We start from the raw sequence: 17,334 nt of genomic DNA on the forward strand, positions 1-17,334 counted from the left end.
TTTGCTTACATTTAAATCATATCATTTTGCGACTTTTAAAAAAAATTGCAATACTTTACGTTTTGGACAAATTATTATGTCTTTTTAGACACAATTCAAAAGCTACTTGAAAAACTCCTACTAACCATCGAACGGCATTTATGGTATGATATGTACAGAAAATGATAAAAAAGGTGACGCTATGACTTATAAAATAGAAACGAATAATGAGGCTAAGACACGTGAAATCGCTAAGCAGATCGGTGAACGTTTGCAAGCCGGTGATGTGATTCTTTTAGAAGGGGATCTTGGCGCTGGCAAAACCACGTTTACGAAGGGACTCGCGGAAGGTTTGGAGATCCCGCAAATGGTGAAGAGCCCGACGTTCACGATTGTTCGGGAGTATACGAAAGGGCGGTTACCGCTTTACCATATGGATGTATACAGGTTAGAGGATGCTCAGGATGATCTTGGTTTGGATGAATATTTCCAAGGAAGTGGCGTATCGGTCGTTGAATGGGCACATTTTATCACCGAAGATTTGCCGGAGTCATTTTTACGGATCACGTTGCAACATCGATCAGAGCATGAACGCGAAATCGTGATGGAGCCTGTTGGAGCGCGATATGAGACACTTTGTTCGGAGGTTTTAAAAGGATGATTATATTAGGTATGGATACGTCTAATGATACGTTAGGCGTTAGTTTATGGCGTGATCAGTCGGTAATCGGCGAAATCGTGACTAATTTGAAAAAAAATCACAGCATCCGTTTACTGCCAGCGATTGCTGATTTGATGGAGGCGTGCGATTTGGCGCCGCAAGACTTGGATAAAATTGCAGTGGCGCAAGGTCCGGGTTCGTATACGGGTTTGCGAATCGGTGTGACAGTAGCAAAAACAATGGCTTGGGATTTGAAAATTCCGCTGGTAGGCGTTTCTAGTTTGGCTTTGATGGCGCAAAATGGCCGTTTTTTTGATGGACTTGTGGTGCCAGTGATGGATGCGCGTCGCGGGAATGTCTACGCTGGGATTTATGAAGCGAACGGCGAGACGGTAATAGTGAAACAGGCAGATGTACATCTTAGCTTTGCGGAACTACTAATGAACTTGGCGGAAAAAGACGCACAGGATGTATTATTCATCGGAGATTCCATCGCGAATTTCAAAACAGAAATCAAGATGGCGCTTGGTGAAAGAGCTGTTTTGGCAGGAGAAGCACTCTGCTATCCGCGCCCGGCTTTCCTCGGAGAACTGGCGCATTTGGACACGGGTGTTCCAGCACATACATTTGTGCCGACATATTTGAAACTCGCGGAGGCAGAAAGCAAGTGGCTTGAGGCGAATCAAGATGTGTGAGCTCACATTTAGAGAGGCAAGTGCCGCAGATATCAAGCATTTGCTACGAATTGAACGAGCCGTTTTTACATCTCCTTGGAGTGAGGACGCGTTTCGCAATGAATTTCATATGAATGATTACGCGTACTACATCGTTGCCGAAAAAGCTGGGAAAGTCATCGGTTACGCAGGGATTTGGATGATTATCGACGAGGGGCATATTACGAACGTTGCCATTTATCCAGATCAGCAAGGGCGCGGATACGGTGAGGCAATTTTGCAAGAATTAGTGCAGATAGCGAAAGCGAAACAGATGGTATGCTTGACGCTTGAAGTTCGGGTGACGAACACGAGAGCACAGAATTTGTATAAAAAATTTGGATTTAAAGATGGCGCGATTCGGAAAAAATACTATCCGGATAATGGAGAAGATGCGCTGGTTATGTGGGTGGAATTAGAATGAAAAAAGAAACTTTAATACTTGGAATTGAATCAAGCTGTGATGAAACAGCAGTGTCTGTTGTGCGCGGAGGAACCGAAATGTTATCCAATGTGGTGGCGTCACAAATCGAAAGTCATAAACGTTTCGGTGGTGTTGTACCAGAAATTGCATCACGTCATCACGTCGAGCAAATCACGATCGTATTGGAAGAAGCATTAACACAGGCCGGCGTCACGATGAAGCAAATAGACGCGATTGCCGTAACGGAAGGCCCAGGACTTGTTGGCGCACTCCTAATCGGCGTCAATGCAGCCAAAACATTAGCGTTTATTCATAATAAGCCGCTCATCGGTGTGCATCATATCGCAGGACACATCTATGCAAACCGTTTTGACAGAGAAATGCAATTTCCGCTCTTGTCGCTCGTCGTAAGTGGCGGTCATACGGAGCTCGTCATCATGCGCGAACACGGCAAGTTTGAAATCATCGGTGAAACGCGAGATGACGCAGCAGGAGAAGCCTATGATAAAGTAGCGCGAACCTTAGGGCTAACCTATCCAGGCGGTGTCCAAATTGACAAGTTGGCAGCGACTGGTGAAGATAGTTTCCATTTTCCGCGTGCGATGATGGACGATGCGAGTTATGATTTTAGTTTTAGTGGACTTAAATCCTCTTTTATCAACACCGTTCATAATTTGCGTCAAAAAGAGCAGCCGCTAAATGAGGCAGACCTTGCAGCAAGTTTTCAGGCGAGTGTGGTGGACGTGCTTGTTGCCAAAACGATTCGTGCTGCTAAAGAATTTGGCGTGAAACAACTCTTATTAGCAGGCGGCGTCGCGGCTAATCAAGGACTTCGCGCGCGTTTGATACAAGAAGTAGCTACGGAGCTTCCAGACATCAGACTTATTATCCCGCCGCTGTCCCTATGTGGCGATAACGCAGCGATGATAGCAGCCGCTGGAACGATCATGTACGAAAAAGGAAGCCGAAGTGACTTGATGATGAACGCAAATCCAGGCCTACTTTTTGAAGATACGTATTAAAAAAGATACGACAAACCGCAGTGTGGTGACGAAAGTAAGACCTTGTCGCCACGCTGTTTTTATATTCGTTTTTTGGAAGAAATGGTGGTATAATACGTTCAACGCTGAATCCTGTTTTGAAGGGAGATACATATTATGGAAAAGAAGGATAAAATAAGGATTGGCCTGGCGATTGGGACTCTCGGCATCGTTTACGGGGATATTGGGACGTCACCACTTTACGTGATGAAATCCATCGTCGCGAGCAATGGCGGCTTAAACCACGTATCCGAAGACTACATCATCGGATCTTTATCACTTATTTTCTGGACGCTTACTCTATTGACGACAATCAAATATGTAATCATTGCATTGCGTGCCGATAATCACGGCGAAGGTGGCATATTTTCACTCTATGCCTTAGTACGAAAACGCGGAAAATGGCTGGTGATTCCTGCGATGATTGGTGGTGCGGCGCTACTTGCTGATGGCGTCTTGACCCCCGCGGTTACCGTTACCTCGGCGATTGAAGGACTAGAAGAAATTCCTGCTTTTGAGGCCCTATTCACTGGAAATACGACGCTAATCATTACCATTGTTATCATCATTCTTAGCGGTATTTTCTTTATTCAGCGCTACGGAACGATGTTTATTGGTCGCATCTTTGGCCCTACGATGTTCCTTTGGTTCTCGATTCTAGGAATCCTTGGCATTATTAATATACTTGGCGAACCCTCGATTTTCCGAGCTTTTTCGCCGTATTACGCAGTGGAGCTCCTTTTTAGCGATCAAAATAAGGCTGGGTTCCTCATCCTCGGTAGCGTTTTCCTGGCCACCACTGGGGCTGAAGCGCTCTATTCGGATTTAGGACACGTCGGACGCAAAAATATCTACATCACGTGGCCATTCGTCAAAATATGCCTCTTGCTCAACTACTTTGGACAAGGCGCTTGGATCTTATCTTTGAAAAACGTTGACGACCCATTCGTGAATCCATTTTTTCAAAGTATGCCAGAGCAGTTCATTTTGTACGGCGTATTAATTGCAACACTCGCGGCGATTATTGCCTCGCAGTCTCTTATATCAGGTGCATTTACGCTCGTTTCCGAAGCTATTGCGCTTAACTTATTGCCACGACTTGGTATTCGCTATCCGTCCGAAACGAAAGGACAAGTCTATATCCCAACAGTCACGACGGTTCTGTGGATTGCCTGTATCGGTGTTGTGCTTTATTTCCAAGACTCGAGTCACATGGAAGCCGCGTACGGACTATCGATCACAGTGACGATGCTGATGACAACCATTCTACTTTTCCAATTCCTACGCATGAAAGGGCGTTCTGTTCTCATGACAACAGGGATTTTACTGACATTTGGCGTTTTAGAATTCGCTTTCTTCGTCTCAAGCGCTGCGAAATTCATGCACGGAGCTTCGTCGCTGTCATCATGGCCGTCGCAATCATGGCGCTCATGTACATCTGGTTTACCGGCTACCAAATCAAAGCCAAACTGGTGAAAAGCGCGCCATTAAAAAAATACATTCCGACATTTACCAAATTAAAAGGCGACCTATCCTACCCGAAATTTGCACATAATCTAGTATATCTAACGAGCAGTCGCAATCCGGCGCGTGTCGAGCATGAAGTGGTTGCTTCGATCCTTGATAAGCGACCAAAGCGGGCGGATGTCTACTGGTTCGTGAATGTCCAAGTCGTAGATGCTCCATACGCCGCTTACTACACCGTCCAAGATTTTGATACCGATCATGTTGTTCGCGTCCAATTAAAACTCGGTTTCCGCGTCGAACAAGACATCAACGTCTTCTTACACCAAATTGCAAAAGATTTGATTAGTAAGGGCAAACTCGCCCAGCAAAAACGCCAATATACTGCAAAACCTGGCAGATCCCTCGGTGATTTCTGCTTTGTCATTATCCAAGATGAGCTGAGCACAGAGGCCGATCTAACGAATTGGCAGCGGACGATCATGAGGAGCAAACTATTCATCAAGCGCTTCACAACATCACCAGAAAACTGGTTTGGTTTAGAATACAGCGACGTCCAAATTGAAAATGTCCCGCTTTACTTATCGAATAAAAAAATGATCAAGATACGTGAAAGAGAATAGTCGAAGCATATTAATATTAGTAGGTAAAACCTCACAATGGTTTTGCCTACTAGTTCTTGTTGTAAGTAGTTGTGAAGCATAACGGCTTTTTCAATAATAGTCCTACTTGACATTACATTTATGTTAATCTATATTCAACATAGGTAACCATGTATATACAGGAGGAATAGAAATGAACTATGAAAGAACTTCATTGGTGCTAAAAGCGATGGCAGATCCTAATAGAATGAAAATCATTGATCTTCTTTCGTATGGTAGTTTGTGTGGCTGCGATGTATTGGCGCATTTTCATTTTACGCAACCGACGCTTTCTCATCATATGAAAGCATTGGAAAAGGCGGGAATTATTTCGGTGACAAAACAAAGTCAATGGCACTACTATACTTTGAGAGAGGACTTTGTAAGAGACTTTATGAGCTCCATGGTGCAACTACTTTCCAAGCGTGTAGGAGGATGCTTACCAAAGTCATGAAGGGAAAAACGAGAATAGAAAAAAATGATAAATTACAGAATCATACCTTGAGTAAGGAGATAATTATTAAATGACATATGCACTGGAAATAACAGACTTAAAAAAAAATATATGCGACGGGTGTGGAAGCATTGCGTGGCATCAATCTAACGGTAGAAGAGGGAGATTTCTATGCACTGTTAGGTCCAAATGGTGCCGGAAAATCAACGACAATTGGAATTATCACATCACTGGTTAATAAAACATCAGGGAAAGTGAAGGTTTTTGACTACGATCTTGATACAGATTTGGTCCGTGCAAAACAGCAAATTGGTTTGGTACCGCAAGAGTTCAACTTTAACCCATTTGAAACAGTCCAACAAATTGTCGTCAATCAAGCTGGCTATTACGGCGTTTCTCGTAAAGAGGCACTAAAACGCAGTGAAAAATATTTAAAACAATCAGGTCTGTGGGAAAAACGTGATGTGCGCGCACGAATGCTTTCTGGCGGGATGAAACGCCGACTCATGATTGCACGCGCACTGATGCATGAACCGCGTCTACTTATTTTAGATGAACCAACCGCAGGAGTGGACATCGAGCTAAGACGCGAGATGTGGACTTATCTAAGAGAACTCAATCAAGGTGGCACAACCATTATTTTGACTACGCATTATCTAGAAGAAGCAGAAATGCTCTGTCGTAATATCGGAATCATCCAGTCAGGCGAGTTAATTGAAAATACCAGTATGAAAACTCTTTTAGGGAAGCTGCAGTTTGAAACCTTTATTTTTGATTTAGCGCCTTTCGATAAAGCACCTGAGATTACAGGTTATACGAGTGTTATGGAAGATGACCTAACACTAGCTGTTGAAGTCGAGCGCAACCAGGGGATCAATGAGGTATTTGAGCAGCTTACCGATCAAGGAATAAAAGTGCTTTCCATGCGCAACAAATCTAATAGATTGGAAGAGCTATTTCTGAAAATCACAGAAGACACACATCAAGTGGAGGGGAAAAATGTTTAATCTGTATTTCACAGCCTTAAAAAGTTTGGCCGCAAAAGAAACAAACCGCTATATGCGTATTTGGATACAAACCTTAGTACCACCGGTGATTACCACATCGCTATACTTCGTCATCTTTGGGAACCTGATTGGGGGACGAATCGGGCAAGTAGGGGGTTCTCCTACATGGAATTTATCGTACCTGGACTTATTATGATGTCTGTCATCACCAGTTCTTATTCCAATGTCTCCTCTTCCTTTTTCTCGCAGAAGTTTCAGAAAAATATTGAAGAATTACTGATTGCTCCAGTACCGACACATGTTATTATTTGGGGCTTTGTCCTCGGTGGGCTAGGTAGGAGTATTCTAGTTGGTGGACTTGTCACGATGGTTTCGCTATTTTTTGTACCACTTCATGTTCATTCATGGTTGCTTGTTATTATTACTCTTTTCATGACAGCTATTTTATTTTCGTTAGCAGGTTTATTGAATGGTATTTTCGCTCAATCTTTTGATGATGTATCGATAATACCGACCTTTGTTTTGCAACCATTAACATATCTTGGCGGCGTCTTTTATGCGATTTCGATGTTACCACCATTTTGGCAAGCTGTTTCAAAAGTGAATCCTATTGTTTATATGGTTTCAGGATTCCGATATGGTTTTCTTGGAACAACAGACATCTCTGTTATGTGGTCTGTGGCAATCCTTGTTCTTTTCATTGTAGTACTATATGCCCTATGCTGGTATCTGATTGAAAAAGGACGCGGTTTAAGAAGTTAATAAGGCAAAAAATACGTATCAAAAATCTGTTTCAGATTCTGGGTACGTATTTTTTGTTGCACACGAATGATTCTCGTCGATTATTCTTCTAATTCCTCACTAAGTTGTGCCCATTCTTCCATTAAATCTTCGCTCAGTTGCTTCAACAAACCCAGTTGCTCTGTTCTAGTGTAAGCCGCCTCATGATCTTGATATACTGTGGGATCCAATAATTCTTGCTCTATTTCGCCAATCTTCAGCTCTGATTCTTCCATTTTCGCTTCGATTTCCTCGAGTTTTCGCTTCTTCTGACGCATCACTTTTTGCTGTTCCTTATCCAAATGATAGGCCTGTTTATTCGTTGCTAGCGATTTTTCATCTGGGCTCTCTTGCTGTTTTCGTTCCGCATCAAGCCTAGCATGTTCTTTTTGTTCCGCTAATTTATCTTGATAATAATCGTAATCCCCAAGATAAATCTGGGCGTGATTGGGATACATCTCCACGATTTTAGAAGCAATCCGATTAATAAAATACCGATCATGCGATACGAACAAAATCGTCCCTTCAAAATCAATTAAGGCGGCCTCCAAAACTTCCTTACTCTCGATGTCCAAATGGTTCGTCGGTTCATCCAAAATCAGTAGATTCGCGCCGATCAAGGTCAGCTTAGCCAACGCTACACGCGCCTTTTCGCCACCGCTCAGCGTATTAACGACTTTCAAAACATCATCATCTGAGAATAAGAAATTACCAAGCGTCGTACGAATGGTCTGCTCATCTAATTCTGGATAATCATCCCACAGCTCGTGCAAAATGGACTTATTCGAATTTAGTTTCGCCTGCTCCTGATCATAATAACCAATCTGAACATTTGTACCGAAACGGAAGTCGCCAGAAAGAGCAGGAATGTCGCCAATTAACGTTTTCAGTAAAGTCGATTTCCCAATCCCGTTCGGCCCAACAAGCGCGATACTCTCATGACGCTTCATGTCGAACGTCAACTTCTCAGAGACCCGCTTATCGACAGCATATCCAATTGCTAAATCCTCTACAAAAAGGACATCTTTACCGCTAGCACGCTCAAATTGAAAACCAAAATGTGCCGTTTTTTCACTGCCTTGCGGTCGATCCAAACGATCCAATTTTTCTAGCTGTTTCCGCCTGCTTTGTGCCCGTTTAGTTGTCGACGCACGCACGATATTTCGCGCTACAAAATCTTCTAATTTTGCGATTTTATCTTGTTGTTTATCGAATTCTTTCCACTGTTGTTCCAACTTCGCCTGTTTTTGAATGAGGTAACGGGAGTAATTGCCGACATAGCGATCAATCTGCGTACGGCTAATTTCATACACCTGATTTACCACTTTATCAAGAAAATAGCGGTCATGCGATACAATCAATAAGGCGCCTTTGTAATTTTGCAAATAGGTCTCTAGCCACGAAAGCGTTGCAATATCCAAATGGTTGGTCGGCTCATCGAGAATTAAAATATCGTGGCGCGCCAAAAGTAATTTCGCCAATGCGAGCCGCGTTTTCTGACCACCACTTAGTGATTCAATCAATTTCTCATAATCCGCCTCGAAGAAACGCAATCCATGCAAAACAGAGCGGATGTCGGCTTCGTATTGGTAACCGCCTTGTTCCTTAAACGTGTGTTGTAGCTGATCATATTCTTGCAACGTCTGCTCATATTGGTCTTTGTTCTCGTAAATTGCGGGATCACCAAGCCGTTCTTCTAGCCCACGTAATTCCTGTTCCATCGCTTGCAAGCCGGTAAAAACAGTTAACATCTCCGCCCATATTGTTTTCGTCGATTCAAGACCTGTGTTCTGCGCTAAATAGCCAATTTGAACATGTTTAGGCTTGGAAATCGTCCCACCATCGTAGCTAATCTGCCCAGCAATAATCTTCAAAAGTGTTGATTTCCCAGCACCATTTCGTCCCACAAGCGCAATGCGGTCATTCGTTTGTACTTCTAATTTTATATTTTCTAATATCGTTTCAGCGCCAAAATTCTTGACAATCTGTTGTACTTGTAAAAGTATCATATTGTTTACCCCTTCAACTTTAAATATCTATATCCTCCTAGTTTATCGCAAAGCAAGCGTAGAAGCAATGGTCTGAGAAAGGAAACGCTTACGATAATAAAATTCACAAACTTTATATTGTGAAAATGTTAGCAATTTGGTATATTTTGCTGTATAATAGAAGATAAGAAGATTTGTAACAAAATAGTAACAAACTTTTTGAGCAAAAACATTGTGAAATTTATGTGAAATGTTTATAGTGAATAAGCAAGCATGTGAAATGAACAACGATAGAATTAGCGCAATCGTTTTTGTTGTAAATGCATGTTTAGTAGCACAAGGAAGAAGGAGCACCAGTTGCTTTTTTATCCACTTAAAATCAAAAGGAAGAAGGGAAACAAACATGATCGAGGAAACGGGCAAGATTCCACAAGCCACAGCAAAGCGTTTGCCGCTGTACCACCGTTATTTAAAGTATCTACACGAATCAGGTAAGGAGCGAGTATCATCCGCAGAATTAAGCGAGGCCGTGAAAGTGGACTCAGCAACGATTCGCCGTGATTTCTCCTATTTTGGAGCGCTTGGTAAGAAAGGTTACGGTTACAATGTGTCCTATATTTTGGATTTCTTTAGTAAAACACTGAGTCAAGACAAGCAAACCAATGTAGCTATTATCGGGGTCGGTAACTTAGGGACTGCACTATTACACTACAATTTCATGAAAAATAATAATATAAAAATTGTCGCGGCATTTGATGTCGATGCGAATAAAGTTGGAACAGTACAGCAGGATATTCCAATTTATCACTTAAATGACATGCAAGATTTGCTAAAAGAAAACAAAGTCGAAGTCGTGATATTGACAGTACCGTCTGATGAGGCGCAAACAACGGTCGACCGTTTGCTAGAAGCTGATGTGAAAGGAATCTTAAACTTTACTCCAGCACGTATCAGTGTACCAAAACATGTGCGCGTGCATCACATCGATTTGACAACTGAATTACAAACACTGATTTACTTCTTGGAAAACTATCCAAATAAATAATGAAAACCTTGGCCAGACAATTGCGTTTGGCTTTTTTGATTGGAGAGGCGTTATGATGCGAAATAAGCTGTTGGAAAGGATTGTAGCGTGGGGCGAAGAACAGGCGCAGGTTCGAGCATTGGTGCTGGAAGGATCACTTGCGAAACAACAAGGCATTGACGAATTATCAGATGTAGATATCAACGTTTGGTATGAAGGCGAAATTTCATTTGGAAAAACAATCCCTTGGCTTGCCGACATCGGCGATGTGCTGATCGAAAACCGACTACAGATGGAAACGCCAGCAGGATGATAAACACGCAGCTCGTTATTTTTGGGAACGGCGTGAAAGTAGATTTCTCCTTTTGGCCGGTTTCACTGCTTGAAAAAGCGTTTCCTTACTATGAAAAACTCGAAATCTTGCTGGATAAAGATTCACAGGCGGGACAAATCAAACAATGCATATCTGAAAAAAACGGAGCAAGGATGGAAAAAGCCGAATTTGACCGGATCATCAATGAATTTTGGTTCGAATTACACTACGTTGCGAAGTTCTTAAAACGAGGAGAAATTTGGTTTGTGCAAGGAATCCAAGCTGGTATTAGAGAGAATTACTTGCTACCTTTACTGGAAGAAAGCGCACGTTTGAAGGGACAGAAGCTATCTTTTTCAGGTCGGAAAATCGAAAATTGGACAGACACAACACGTTTAGCAGCCATTTTTGCAGATTACTCATTAGCTTCCAATTGGCAGGCGATGTGGGAAGAGATCGCTTTATTTGAGGAGATATCGAATTTTATCGCCTTACAGTACCATTTTGCCCTTCCTCAAGTTAAAATAGAAAGAATGAAAAATTTACTTCGCGGAATTCAGGAGGGATAAGCATGTTTACACAAAACGAAATAACACAAATCAGGCTTCATAAGCTCGGAATGGTAGAAAAATTTGATGACCCGAGCCGCTTCATGCACCAAACTATCGCCTTGCAGTCGCAAAATCATCAGCCAGCACTTGTGAACTTGTTACAGCATGTGGCTATGACATGGGAAGAGGCGGGCCGATTTTTTGAAGAGAAAAGCGTGATAAAAATCTGGGCAAACCGACTGACGCTACATACATTTCTAGCAGAGGACTGGGAAATGGTCTATCGTGTTTTTGGCACGAGAACGAATATTGTCCACCGACTTTGCCAAAAAGAAGGCGCTGATTTAGAGGCGATTTTAGCGGAGATGGACGGGCTTGGAAGGCGGCAGGAAATCATCAGTCGCAAAGAATTAGAAGCTATAATTGGGGATTATTCCTCACAAGTCACCTCAGGAATTATTGCACAGGCTGCGATACAGGGAAGTTTATACTTATTGCCGTCAAGCGATGGGATTAGAAATTATAGTCATAGAATGAGGTTGGGAAATTATGAAGAATGGGAATCCGATCCAGTGCGTAATCAGGAAGCGATGAAGCATTTAATCCGCCGTTATTTGAGTGGTTACGGTCCAGCAACATGGAAGGATTTCAGGCATTGGAGTGGTTTGAACGCTGGTGAAATCAAAGCGGCGACACTTTGTTTAGCAGATGAGCTAGATACTTTTGAAATAGAGGGTGAATCCTACGTTGCTCTAGAAGGCGAGAAAGTTCCGACAGAAGCAACTCGAGTATTTTTAACAGGGAAGTTTGACCAGTCGATCATCGCTTATAAAGATCCGACATGGATTATGACAGACGCACAGCGAAAATCCGCTTGGACGGTCAATGGTCACTGCTCAGCGATTATCATAGCTGGAAACCGGGCAGTGGGGCTTTGGAAATATGAATGGAAAAAAGACATCTTACAGTTTACCGTTTCGTATTTTGAAGAAGCAAGTTTTCAAGCGGAAATAAAGCAGGAGCTTGAGCGTTTCGCATCACGAATCGAACCGATCCCAGCAGAAATTAAATATGTAGGCATATAAAAAGAGCAGGAATTATCCTACTCTTTTTTTTTTCGTCAAGCCAACTAGAACAAATTTTATCCCAGTCACTAAATTCACGGTCGCCATCGCAATCATCAAAAATGTCATAAATGTCCAACCGCTCATGTTCACCTGACTTATCGCAAAGTAGGTAAAAACAATAGTGAGCACTAAATAAATAAGGCCTTGCATTGCTAATGGGTTTTTCATGATCCGCCTCCGATTAAGAACTGACCAAGCATCGCGATACCATTCATCAACATATGCGCTGCAATTGGTACAGCAATTCGTTTTGTTTTCGTATAAATATAGCACAGAATCAGCGCGATTACGACGTACACGAGTAAAAAGGACAGGTCCATGTGCATTAAACCAAAGAAGACCGAACTAATCACAGCAGCAACATGAATATTCATACGGGAAGCAAGTCCACCGAAAATAATTTTACGGAAAACAATCTCCTCTAAAATAGGCGCTAAGATCGACGTAAACACAATCATGAGCGGGACAGCCCGAGCGAGTTCTCCAAGCATTTCCGTGTTCGGGGATTCACCAGTAATACCAAACTGGCTCATGACAAATACACAGATTGACTGACCAAACAATAGGGCGATAAAGCCTAGTATGGCATAAGCGGTACTTTTTCCGATCGACGTCGGTTCCCCTTTTTCGATTTTAGTTGTCCGTGGCTGCTTCCGAAGTAGCGACCAAATAATAATAACCGCCACTAGATTACTAAATACGCTCCAGTAGACAGAGGCGTATGTCAATACTTGTTTATCCGATAATTCTGTCGTCGCGCGCAGGATTCCCATCACAATTGGAGCACCAATTAAAGACGAAAAATACGCGGCAAAGTATGTAAGTAGTACATACCAATAACGTCTATTCAAAACTAACACGACCTTTCCATTATAGGTAACACTACTTTCATTAAATACTTTTCCATTGTACTAATTATCCGCGCAACAATCAACAAAGGGCACGCAAAGGAGAAAAAAATTAGGTGCAAATACTTGCATTTTAGCTACATTTTTTATAATATAAGAAGTGGGTTAGCACTCTGATGTTAAGAGTGCTAAAAATCATAAACATAGACTTGAGGAGGTTGTTTTAATTGTTAAAACCATTAGGAGATCGCGTTATTATCGAAGTTTTGGAAGCAGAAGAGAAAACGGCAAGTGGTATCGTACTACCAGATTCGGCGCAAGAAAAGCCACAAGAAGGTAAAGTCGTAGCAGTCGGAAGCGGCCGCGTGCTAGATAACGGCGACATCGCGCCACTAGAAGTTGCAGAACAAGATCACATTATTTTCTCCAAATACTCAGGTACAGAAGTAACATATGACGGAAAAGATTACTTGATTGTACGCGAATCGGACATACTTGCAGTAGTGAAATAAGGAAGCAGAAAGAGCTCGTTATCCTCGAAAAAATTTGTTAGGGGGCGCAGTGAAAATCGGAACTTGGTTTTTGCGGAGGCACCGAAAATTTCGAGAGGTTGGCTCTTGAGGCTGGACTGGGATAAGGAAGCAGAATCGGCTCGTTCAGCTCCGAAAAAAACTGGGGCGGCCGCAATGAAAACCTGAACTTGATTTTTGTGAAGGGCGTGAAGTTTTCGAGAGGTTAGCCGATGGAGGCTGGACTGGGATAAGGAAGCTAAGCTGAGAATAGGCGTAAGCAGGCCACTGGTGGATTACATGCTCACTGCGTTCTCATGCATATTGAGGCTCTAACTCAGCAAAGGACGCTTCGTAAGAGCCACAACAAATATATAGGAGGCTATAAAATTATGGCAAAAGATATTAAATTTAGTGAAGACGCACGCCGCGCAATGCTTCGTGGTGTCGATCAATTAGCAAACGCTGTAAAAGTAACTTTAGGACCTAAAGGACGTAACGTCGTACTGGAAAAGAAATTTGGTTCGCCGCTTATCACAAATGATGGCGTAACAATCGCAAAAGAAATCGAACTAGAAGATCGTTTTGAAAATATGGGTGCTAAATTAGTATCTGAAGTTGCGAGTAAAACAAATGACGTTGCCGGTGACGGAACAACAACAGCGACAGTTCTAGCGCAAGCAATGATTCAAGAAGGTTTAAAAAAACGTTACAGCTGGCGCTAACCCAGTTGGGATTCGTCGTGGAATCGAGCGCGCCGTAGCCACAGCGATTACAGAACTAAAAGCGATTTCTAAACCAATTGAAGGTAAAGAGTCGATCGCCCAAGTTGCTGCCATCTCATCAGGCGACGAAGAAGTTGGTCAACTAATCGCAGAAGCAATGGAACGCGTTGGTAACGATGGTGTTATCACGATTGAAGAATCTAAAGGTTTCGCAACAGAGCTGGACGTAGTAGAAGGTATGCAATTCGACCGTGGCTACTCAAGCCCTTACATGGTTACAGATCCAGACAAAATGGAAGCCGTTCTAGAAAATCCATATATTTTAAATCACCGACAAAAAAATCAACAATACGCAAGAAATCCTGCCAATTTTAGAGCAAGTGGTTCAGCAAAACCGCCCACTGCTCATTATCGCAGAAGACGTAGAAGGCGAAGCGCAACAAACGCTCGTTTTAAATAAATTACGCGGTACATTTAATGTTGTCGCAGTCAAAGCACCAGGGTTCGGTGATCGTCGTAAAGCGATGCTAGAAGATATCAGTGTCCTAACTGGCGGCCAGGTAATCACGGAAGAGCTAGGCCTAGAGCTGAAATCAACAACCATGGAGCAACTCGGTAACGCGGCCAAAGTTATGGTCACAAAAGAAGCAACAACGATCGTAGAAGGTTCCGGAATCAGCGCGCAAATCTCGACTCGTGTGAATCAATTACGTGCACAAATGGAAGAAACAACATCCGAGTTTGACAAAGAGAAACTACAAGAACGTCTTGCGAAATTAGCAGGTGGCGTTGCGGTCGTTAAAGTCGGCGCAGCAACAGAAACCGAATTGCAAGAGCGCAAATTACGCATTGAAGACGCGCTGAACTCCACACGTGCAGCCGTTGAAGAAGGAATCGTATCCGGTGGTGGTACAGCCCTTGTCAACGTGTACAACAAAGTGGCAGCCATCGAAGCAACAGGAGACGAAGCAACAGGCGTGAAAATCGTTCTTCGCTCATTAGAAGAACCAGTCCGCCAAATCGCGCATAATGCAGGCTTAGAAGGCTCCGTTATCGTAGAACGCTTGAAAAACGAAAAAATCGGCGTAGGCTTTAACGCAGCAAACGGCGAATGGGTAAACATGATCGAGGCCGGCATTGTCGATCCAACTAAAGTAACCCGTTCCGCATTACAAAATGCATCATCTGTCGCAGCACTCCTTCTTACAACAGAAGCAGTCGTTGCAGACCATCCAGACGAAAATGCTGGTGGCGGCGTTCCTGATATGGGAATGGGCGGTATGGGCGGCATGATGTAAGACAAGTTTCGACTTGTTAAGGATATAAGAAACGATACAAAAATTCCGAATTGGCATATTCACCTTGCTGGTTCGGGATTTTTTTATAGTAAGGTTTAAATTTGCCAACATTTTACTTATGGTTTATAGTGGAAGCGATATAACGAATAGGAGGAGACTTAAGCTATGACAAAAAAAGTGTTTATTACCGGGGCAAATAAGGGGATTGGCAAGCAAATCGCGCATCAGATGGGAAACAACGGGTGGACTGTTTTGTTAGGGGCACGTGACGAGAGCCGTGGACTTACAGCTGCGAATGAGCTTAAAACTGAGGGCATTGATGCGATTTACGTAAACATTGATTTGCAGCGCCATGAAACGATTTTGACAGCAGCAGATACGATTAAATCACAACATCCAGACCTTACGATGTTAATCAATAATGCGGCGATTCCAGGTGACATGGGAAAACCCGGCTACGATTTCACTTTAGATGAGCTAAGAGAAGTCATGGAAACGAATGTTTTTGGCACATTTGAACTTACACAACAATTGTTACCGATACTTGAAGAAAATAGTGGACGAATCCTAAATATCTCGATACCAATTGGGATGTCAGATTTCTTTAACCCATTCGCCTATAAAATGAGTAAGGCGGCGCTGAATGCGATGACACAAAGCCTTGCCCAGAATTTCTCAAAGGCAGAAAAACCGCTTGAGATTTTTGCCATTATGCCAGGCGGAACAACAACAGATTTGAATGATAACATGAAAGCTGATTTCATGAAGACGGCTCCTGAGGCAGGAAAATTAATCGCCGACATTATTTTTGATGGGAAAAATCACAATAGCGAAATCATTAATTTCAATGGTAAAGTAGCGGATTATAATAACGGATTATTTTAAACATTTATTTGGGCGTTTGGTTGCCTTTAGCGCTATCTACATGCGAATTAATGCTTTAGAACTTCTGGTGAGATATGATATCTTACCAGATTTTTTAATGGAATTTCTACTTTATTATTTTCTTCTCTCTAGGTTTTCTGTCATTTTATTGAAAGTCTGGCTTCCCTTGAAGAAAAAAGTTATACTAAAAAGAAAAGGAGTGGTTTATCATCAGTCCTTACCAGTAATTCATAGAAAAGAGGAGTGCTTAGATGCAAAGCGATTGGCAGGAACTTTTGAAAGAAGAGCAAGAGAAGGCATATTTCAAGGAGTTGCAACGCTTTATTGAGGGGGAATACGCGACGACGACGATTTATCCGCCGCGTGAATCAATTTATAAGGCATTGGATCTGACGAGTTATGCGGATACGTCGGTTGTTATTTTAGGACAAGATCCGTATCATGGCCCGAATCAAGCGCATGGCCTTAGTTTTTCGGTGGCATCGAGTGAGGCGAAGTTTCCACCGTCTGTTCGCAATATGTTTAAGGAACTCGAAGCAGATTTGGGTGTGACGCGGACCGATATTAATTTGACGGACTGGGCGAAACAAGGGGTTCTGATGCTGAATACGGTATTAACGGCACAGGCAGGAAAAGCGGCATCTCACCGCAAAAAAGGCTGGGAACTGTTTACAGATGCGATTATTCGTTTGCTGAATGAGAAAGAGGAGCAGGTCATTTTTGTACTTTGGGGTGGGGACGCAAAGAAAAAACAAGCTTTGATTACGAATCCGCAACATCAAGTGATTACAGCTGTGCATCCGAGTCCGTTATCGGCCTACAATGGCTTCTTTGGTAGTAAGCCGTATAGTCAAATCAATGAATATCTCGAGGTAGCTGAAAAAACGCCAATTGTCTGGTAAA

Annotated in this window: 17 protein-coding genes and 3 pseudogenes; 17 read left to right on the plus strand and 3 right to left on the minus strand. The window is 42.7% G+C overall.

The window, feature by feature from the left end:
- The first annotated feature begins 181 nt into the window (after positions 1–181).
- From tsaE to PGRAN_RS00130, 9 genes and pseudogenes are all read left to right on the plus strand, one after another.
- Positions 182–640 (plus strand): tRNA (adenosine(37)-N6)-threonylcarbamoyltransferase complex ATPase subunit type 1 TsaE, encoded by a 459-nt coding sequence (gene tsaE / locus PGRAN_RS00095; RefSeq protein ID WP_036063996.1) that lies wholly within the window; start codon positions 182–184, stop codon positions 638–640.
- On the plus strand, positions 640–1,335 hold the full coding sequence (gene tsaB / locus PGRAN_RS00100; protein ID WP_051998359.1) for a tRNA (adenosine(37)-N6)-threonylcarbamoyltransferase complex dimerization subunit type 1 TsaB: 696 nt from the start codon (positions 640–642) through the stop codon (positions 1,333–1,335). Before tsaE ends, tsaB begins: the two co-directional genes overlap by 1 nt.
- Positions 1,328–1,777, plus strand: coding sequence for a ribosomal protein S18-alanine N-acetyltransferase (gene rimI / locus PGRAN_RS00105; RefSeq protein ID WP_036064000.1), 450 nt, complete (start codon positions 1,328–1,330; stop codon positions 1,775–1,777). The genes tsaB and rimI overlap by 8 nt, the downstream gene beginning before the upstream one ends.
- Positions 1,774–2,799 carry a tRNA (adenosine(37)-N6)-threonylcarbamoyltransferase complex transferase subunit TsaD gene (tsaD, locus tag PGRAN_RS00110; protein WP_036064002.1) on the plus strand — a complete coding sequence of 342 codons (1,026 nt, stop codon included), beginning with the start codon at positions 1,774–1,776 and terminating at the stop codon, positions 2,797–2,799. Before rimI ends, tsaD begins: the two co-directional genes overlap by 4 nt.
- 135 nt (positions 2,800–2,934) lie before the next feature.
- Complete coding sequence (locus tag PGRAN_RS17655; RefSeq protein ID WP_420911956.1) at positions 2,935–4,293, plus strand: KUP/HAK/KT family potassium transporter; 1,359 nt, start codon at positions 2,935–2,937, stop codon at positions 4,291–4,293.
- The gene (locus PGRAN_RS17660) at positions 4,239–4,904 is read left to right on the plus strand and encodes a KUP/HAK/KT family potassium transporter (RefSeq protein WP_420911957.1); all 666 of its coding nucleotides are present in this window, start codon (positions 4,239–4,241) and stop codon (positions 4,902–4,904) included. The genes PGRAN_RS17655 and PGRAN_RS17660 overlap by 55 nt, the downstream gene beginning before the upstream one ends.
- A gap of 172 nt (positions 4,905–5,076) precedes the next feature.
- The gene (locus tag PGRAN_RS00120; RefSeq protein WP_036064005.1) at positions 5,077–5,376 is read left to right on the plus strand and encodes an ArsR/SmtB family transcription factor; all 300 of its coding nucleotides are present in this window, start codon (positions 5,077–5,079) and stop codon (positions 5,374–5,376) included.
- 70 nt (positions 5,377–5,446) lie between these two features.
- Positions 5,447–6,383 (plus strand): annotated as a pseudogene (locus tag PGRAN_RS00125) (ABC transporter ATP-binding protein).
- Positions 6,376–7,145, plus strand: a pseudogene (locus PGRAN_RS00130) (ABC transporter permease). The pseudogenes PGRAN_RS00125 and PGRAN_RS00130 overlap by 8 nt, the downstream one beginning before the upstream one ends.
- 80 nt (positions 7,146–7,225) lie before the next feature.
- Here the strand turns inward: PGRAN_RS00130 and PGRAN_RS00135 are convergent.
- Positions 7,226–9,172: an ABC-F family ATP-binding cassette domain-containing protein gene (locus tag PGRAN_RS00135; protein ID WP_036064007.1), complete on the minus strand. Its 1,947-nt coding sequence runs from the start codon at positions 9,170–9,172 to the stop codon at positions 7,226–7,228.
- 382 nt (positions 9,173–9,554) lie between these two features.
- On the opposite strand from PGRAN_RS00135, the gene PGRAN_RS00140 reads away from it, so the two are divergent.
- Genes PGRAN_RS00140 through PGRAN_RS00155 form a run of 4 tightly spaced genes read left to right on the plus strand, consistent with a single transcriptional unit; the run spans position 9,555 to position 12,124 of the window.
- Positions 9,555–10,196 (plus strand): redox-sensing transcriptional repressor Rex, encoded by a 642-nt coding sequence (locus PGRAN_RS00140; protein ID WP_036064009.1) that lies wholly within the window; start codon positions 9,555–9,557, stop codon positions 10,194–10,196.
- Positions 10,197–10,248: 52 nt separating this feature from the next.
- Entirely contained in the window at positions 10,249–10,488 is a 240-nt protein-coding gene (locus PGRAN_RS17420; protein ID WP_077914539.1) for an aminoglycoside 6-adenylyltransferase, read from the plus strand.
- A complete protein-coding gene (locus tag PGRAN_RS00150; protein WP_036064012.1) occupies positions 10,485–11,057 on the plus strand; it encodes an aminoglycoside 6-adenylyltransferase in 573 nt (190 codons plus the stop codon). Before PGRAN_RS17420 ends, PGRAN_RS00150 begins: the two co-directional genes overlap by 4 nt.
- A 2-nt stretch (positions 11,058–11,059) precedes the next feature.
- Positions 11,060–12,124 carry a DNA glycosylase AlkZ-like family protein gene (locus PGRAN_RS00155; RefSeq protein ID WP_036064014.1) on the plus strand — a complete coding sequence of 355 codons (1,065 nt, stop codon included), beginning with the start codon at positions 11,060–11,062 and terminating at the stop codon, positions 12,122–12,124.
- 12 nt (positions 12,125–12,136) lie between these two features.
- Here PGRAN_RS00155 and PGRAN_RS00160 read toward each other — a convergent pair whose 3' ends face one another.
- Both PGRAN_RS00160 and PGRAN_RS00165 read right to left on the minus strand, forming a co-directional pair.
- On the minus strand, positions 12,137–12,334 hold the full coding sequence (locus PGRAN_RS00160; protein ID WP_036064016.1) for a YdiK family protein: 198 nt from the start codon (positions 12,332–12,334) through the stop codon (positions 12,137–12,139).
- Positions 12,331–13,017, minus strand: a complete 687-nt coding sequence (locus tag PGRAN_RS00165) for a CPBP family intramembrane glutamic endopeptidase (protein WP_036064018.1) — start codon at positions 13,015–13,017, stop codon at positions 12,331–12,333. The genes PGRAN_RS00160 and PGRAN_RS00165 overlap by 4 nt, the downstream gene beginning before the upstream one ends.
- A gap of 224 nt (positions 13,018–13,241) precedes the next feature.
- On the opposite strand from PGRAN_RS00165, the gene groES reads away from it, so the two are divergent.
- The 4 genes and pseudogenes from groES (at position 13,242) to PGRAN_RS00185 (ending at position 17,333) form a co-directional block, all read left to right on the plus strand.
- Positions 13,242–13,526: a co-chaperone GroES gene (gene groES, locus PGRAN_RS00170; RefSeq protein ID WP_036064020.1), complete on the plus strand. Its 285-nt coding sequence runs from the start codon at positions 13,242–13,244 to the stop codon at positions 13,524–13,526.
- Between the two features lie 389 nt (positions 13,527–13,915).
- A pseudogene (groL, locus tag PGRAN_RS00175) lies at positions 13,916–15,546 on the plus strand (chaperonin GroEL).
- Positions 15,547–15,711: 165 nt separating this feature from the next.
- The gene (locus PGRAN_RS00180) at positions 15,712–16,431 is read left to right on the plus strand and encodes an SDR family NAD(P)-dependent oxidoreductase (protein WP_036064022.1); all 720 of its coding nucleotides are present in this window, start codon (positions 15,712–15,714) and stop codon (positions 16,429–16,431) included.
- A gap of 251 nt (positions 16,432–16,682) precedes the next feature.
- On the plus strand, positions 16,683–17,333 hold the full coding sequence (locus PGRAN_RS00185; RefSeq protein ID WP_036064024.1) for a uracil-DNA glycosylase: 651 nt from the start codon (positions 16,683–16,685) through the stop codon (positions 17,331–17,333).
- The last annotated feature ends 1 nt before the right edge of the window (position 17,334 follow it).

Origin of the sequence: Listeria grandensis FSL F6-0971, assembly GCF_000525835.1 — a bacterium.
GTDB lineage: Bacteria > Bacillota > Bacilli > Lactobacillales > Listeriaceae > Listeria_A > Listeria_A grandensis.